Origin of the sequence: Achromobacter pulmonis (assembly GCF_002885955.2) — a bacterium.
GTDB lineage: Bacteria > Pseudomonadota > Gammaproteobacteria > Burkholderiales > Burkholderiaceae_B > Achromobacter > Achromobacter pulmonis_A.
The window spans coordinates 593894-596450 of record NZ_POQS01000002.1; the positions used below are offsets into that span (position 1 = coordinate 593894).

Here is a 2557-nt window from a genome sequence, read left to right on the forward strand (position 1 = left end):
CCACGCGGGCGCGCACCGCTCCCGAACCGGTGAGCGGCGCCGACAAATCGACCTCGCCGCGATAGGTGTCGTAGCTGCCGCCCATGGCCCTCAGGCTGCCCTGGAACTCGCGCGTCGGCCGTTTGCGAATGAAACTGACCGACCCGCCCGGATTGCCGGTGCCGCTCATCAGGCCGGTCGCGCCGCGGATGATTTCCACGTGGTCATAGATGACCGGGTCCAGATTGCCTTCGCCGAACTGGTAGGTATTGTCCAGCGGCTTGACCACGCCGTCGAACTGCATGGTGTCCATCTGGAAGCCGCGCGAATAATAGCTGAGCCGGTCGGTCTCGCTTTGCTGGACGTTCATGCCGGTGGCGTGCTCCATGACGTCGCGCACGCTGCCCATGGCCTGGTCGTCGAGCTGCTGGCGCGTCACGATACTGGTGGACTGGGGCGTGTCGCGCTGCGTCAGCACCAGGCCGTTGGCCGACCGCATCCAGTCCGCGGTATAGGAGCCGCTGCCTTCGGTGGTTGCGCCGGCGCCCAGCACCACCACGGCGTCGAGTTCGGCCGTCTGCGCGCCGGGGGCATGCTGCAGCAGATAATCGCCGTCGGCGCGGCGCACGGCTTGCAGGCCGGTGCCGGCCAGCAGCGCCGCGAAGCCCTGCTCCACGCCATAGGCGCCGTGCAGCCCGGCGGTCTCCATGCCCGCGGCCAGCGCCGGGTCGAAGGACAGCAGCACGCCGGCCTGCCGGGCGAAACCGGACAGCGCCGCGCCGAGCGCGCCGGCCGGCACGTCCACCGAATGCAGCGCCGGCACGGCGCCCGCAGGCTGGGCCAGCGCGGGCAGAACCGCGGCGCCGGCGGCCGCGGCCAGCGCCAGCGCGGCCAGGGCCTGCATGCGCGGGCGCGCCGGCGCGACGGGACGGGAGGAGGAAAAAGGCAGAGACATATCGTTGGTTCCAGGCGAAGTAATTCGATGCTTCACCTGTATGCCAATCGAAAACCGGAAAGTGACAGCCGTTCCACCGGGCAGGCGACGCCGGCCGGATCAGCCTGCCGGCCGCAGCACCACCCAATAGCGCGTATGGCGTTCCACGCGCACCGGCAGCGTGCGCGCCACGGCGGCCAGGGCGCGGTCGGTGTCGTCCAGCGGGAACGAACCGGAAATGCGCAGCGCCGCCACCGCGGGATCGCAGGCCAGCCTGCCGGGCCGGTAGCGGGCCAGTTTCTCGACGAAGGCATCGAGCCGCATGCCGTCGGCGTACAGCGCGCCGTGCAGCCAGTCCTCGGCCTGCGCGACAGGGACGGCCGGCTGCACCGCGCGCCGGTCGAAGTACGCACCCGAGCCTGCCTGGAGGAGGCGCGCCGCGCCCCCGTCCGCCGCCGGTTCGATCCGCACGGTGCCTTCGGTCACGGCGATCCATGCGCCTTCATCGGCCAGCCGGACCGTGAATCGGGTTCCCAACGCGGTGACGCGGCCGGCCGGCGTGGACACGGCCAGCGGCCGCGGCGGCGCCAGCGCATCGGCGTGCGAGGCGAGGTGCAGTTCGCCGCGGCGCAGGACGACCAGGCGCCGCGCCGCATCGAAGCGCAGATCGGCGGCGCTGTCGGAATTGAGGGTGAGCACGCTGCCGTCGGGCAACGTCGCGCTGCGCCGCTGCCCGACCGCGGTGGCGTAGTCGGAAGTCCATTCCGTCCAGGGCAGGCCCGCCGCCGCCAGCCCGCCCGCGCCCAGCACCAGCGACAAGGCCTTCAGCGCCCGCCGCCGGCCGCGCCGGGGCGTGCGTTCCAGCGCCGCGAGACCTGCGTGCGGTTCTATCAGGCCGAACTGGCGGCCCAGCATTTCCACGCGCTCCCAGGCCTGCCGGTGCGCCGGGCTGGCTTCTATCCAGCGGCGGCAGGCGGCGCCGTCCTCCGCGGTGGCGTCATCGGCGCCCAGGCGGACGAACCAGAGGCTGGCCTCGCGGATGACCGACGCCGGCAGCTCGGCCGGGCCCGTGGCGCGCCCGCTCACCACGCCGCCAGGCAATGCTGCATGGCGCGGGCCAGGTACTGGCGCACCGAACTGACCGACACCTGCATGCGTCCGGCGATCTCGGCGTGCCGCAGCCCTTCCAGCTGCGCCAGCAGGAACGCCTTGCGCACCTTGGGCGGCAGGCCGTCGAGCAGGCGGTCGATTTCGATCAGGGCCTCCAGGGCCAGGGCCCGGCGCTCGGGCGACGGCGCGGCCGCCTCTCCGAGCGACGCCAGGCTGTCCAGGTAGGCGCGCTCGATGTCGCGGCGGCGGAACAGGTTGACCATGAGCCCGTGCGCGATGGTCGTCAGATAGGCGCGCGGTTCGCGCAGGCTGCGCGTGTCGTCCTCGCGCACCAGCACTTTCAGGTAGGTATCGTGGGTCAGGTCCGCCGCGTCGAAGGGGCAGCCGGTCTTTCGGCGCAGCCAGTCGCGCAGCCATGACTGATGCTGTATGTAGAGCCCTTCGACGGGCGCTGGGGTTCCGCTGTGACTCATGGCATTCGACGGGCCGGACCGCAAATTCAAAATTGATAACGATTATCAATATTAATTCAAA

3 protein-coding genes are annotated in these 2557 nt (G+C 71.3%); all 3 read right to left on the reverse strand.

What is annotated here, in order from left to right; translation table 11 throughout:
• On the reverse strand, positions 1-934 hold a 934-nt coding region (locus C1I89_RS08840), incomplete at its 3' end, for a TonB-dependent siderophore receptor (RefSeq protein WP_146196895.1).
• A gap of 99 nt (positions 935-1033) precedes the next feature.
• On the reverse strand, positions 1034-1999 hold the full coding sequence (locus C1I89_RS08845) for a FecR domain-containing protein (protein WP_102772840.1): 966 nt from the start codon (positions 1997-1999) through the stop codon (positions 1034-1036).
• Entirely contained in the window at positions 1996-2496 is a 501-nt protein-coding gene (locus C1I89_RS08850; protein ID WP_102772397.1) for a sigma-70 family RNA polymerase sigma factor, read from the reverse strand. The genes C1I89_RS08845 and C1I89_RS08850 overlap by 4 nt, the downstream gene beginning before the upstream one ends.
• Positions 2497-2557: the final 61 nt, after the last annotated feature.

Coding starts and splice junctions, on each gene's coding strand:
- C1I89_RS08850 (WP_102772397.1), bottom strand. CDS start 2,496: ATGAGTCACAGCGGAACCCCAGCGCCCGTCGAAGGGCTCTACATACAG.